The sequence below is a fragment of the Shewanella sp. 1180_01 genome, assembly GCF_052850535.1.
Genome location: NZ_VXCT01000128.1, coordinates 1 through 1680, shown reverse-complemented (window position 1 = coordinate 1680; position 1680 = coordinate 1). Strand labels below are relative to the sequence as shown.

The following is a 1680-nucleotide window of genomic DNA, read 5'->3' as shown; positions in this document are numbered from 1 at the left end:
GGGGGCGTCTTGGAGAATCCAAGGAGGATAGGACGAGCAGTCCTCCTTGGTCGGGTGTGGGGTGAAGCCCCACGACTTTAATCTGCCTCGGCCGTAAGGCCGCAAAAATTAAACTAAACCACTAACTGGCAACACACAGATTTTGCTGAATCTTCCAACGACGTTCCATGAGTGGAATCGAAAACCCATAACATATCACCACAATCAAAGGTTGAAGCTGAAAACTCAACTCAGGCCACAACATAAAGGCAGCCGCGCAAGCCACAGTGCGCACAATCGCATGCACAATCGCCACCTTTTGCGCCGCTATCACGCCATAAACCAACCACATTAACCCTGTCTGCACCGCAAGGGCGAAAGGCAATGCCAGATAATTTTCCATAAAGAATGGAATGCTGATAGCAAAGGTCAGGAAACTCATGCCTACGGCGGCTAAAAACACGTTATCAAACCAATTACGCTCATGCTTTTTCTTGAACGACATGTTCTCACCGGTTAGCCGAGAAATGCCCATGGCTAAATAGACGATTGAACCCGTTCCGATAAATACCGCCATCACCAACTGCGAAGGCGATAACATAAAACTTAATACAAATAGCAAGATCCACACTATCATGCCAGATAAAGGCATAGCCAAAGCACGTTGTTGACGGTATTCAATTAACTGTTGATCCAATGATATGTGTTGCATGATTAAGCCTCCTTGTTTAGATGGCTTAAGTATCTACGCTAACAATCCAACACGGCAGTGTGAGTTGTCAGCAATAGAAGATGACAAATGTCACCTCTTTCAACAAAGTCCTAAAAAGTGTAAAAACGTGATCCTCTGTTGCTGAATTTACTTTGGTATCTGCTTGAAAAAAGCGACAATCAAACATATCGAAGACATAAGTAAGTTAGACGCTGCCGCGCTGCTAAACCCCGAATCGGGTTTAGATGACGACAATGTCTACAGAAAATGCAATAACAGCATATATCTCACGCTTTACCCTAGGGTTATCGCGCGCCTAAAATGCGCTATGTTACTGTTTTAGTCGTTGGTAACTCGATTTTTTACCGCATTTTTAGATTAAGGGTTAAATGGAATATGGAAAAAATATTTGAAAGGCTAATGTATGCATCTCGCTGGATTATGGCGCCGATTTACTTGGGATTAAGCCTAGTCCTAATCGGTTTAGGCATTAAATTCTTCCAAGAGATCTTCCATATTCTACCGATCATTTTTGAGATGACCGAAGTGGATCTGGTGCTGGTCACCCTGTCCTTAATTGATATCACTCTAGTCGGCGGCCTGATTGTGATGGTGATGTTTTCTGGCTATGAAAACTTCGTTTCACAGTTAGATGTGGGCGAAGACAGTGAGAAGCTAAGCTGGCTTGGCAAACTGGATTCTGGCTCACTGAAAAACAAAGTCGCCGCTTCTATCGTGGCGATTTCATCCATTCATCTACTAAAAATCTTTATGGATGTGAAGAATATCGATAACGATAAAATCATGTGGTATCTGTTAATCCACATCACCTTCGTGTTGTCAGCCTTTGCCATGGGCTATTTAGATAAAATGACCCGCGCTGGTAAATAGCAAGTTCGAGCCTTCGTAAGTGGAGCGAACACGGTGTTAACGCTGTGTAAGGTTTTGAGAGCAAAACCTAAACGAAGATAACGTTTCATTCGTTTCTG

General features: G+C 43.4%; 2 protein-coding genes. One reads left to right on the top strand and one right to left on the bottom strand.

Translation table 11 applies throughout. From position 1 onward, the window contains the following. Nucleotides 1-121 precede the first annotated feature (121 nt). A complete protein-coding gene (locus tag FW758_RS24390; protein ID WP_446446808.1) occupies nucleotides 122-691 on the bottom strand; it encodes a DUF7010 family protein in 570 nt (189 codons plus the stop codon). 396 nt (nucleotides 692-1087) lie between these two features. Here FW758_RS24390 and FW758_RS24385 point away from each other — a divergent pair, with 396 nt between their 5' ends. Further along, on the top strand, nucleotides 1088-1582 hold the full coding sequence (locus tag FW758_RS24385) for a TIGR00645 family protein (protein WP_006080109.1): 495 nt from the start codon (nucleotides 1088-1090) through the stop codon (nucleotides 1580-1582). Nucleotides 1583-1680 lie beyond the last annotated feature (98 nt).

Coding starts and splice junctions, on each gene's coding strand:
- FW758_RS24385 (WP_006080109.1), top strand. CDS start 1,088: ATGGAAAAAATATTTGAAAGGCTAATGTATGCATCTCGCTGGATTATG.
- FW758_RS24390 (WP_446446808.1), bottom strand. CDS start 691: ATGCAACACATATCATTGGATCAACAGTTAATTGAATACCGTCAACAA.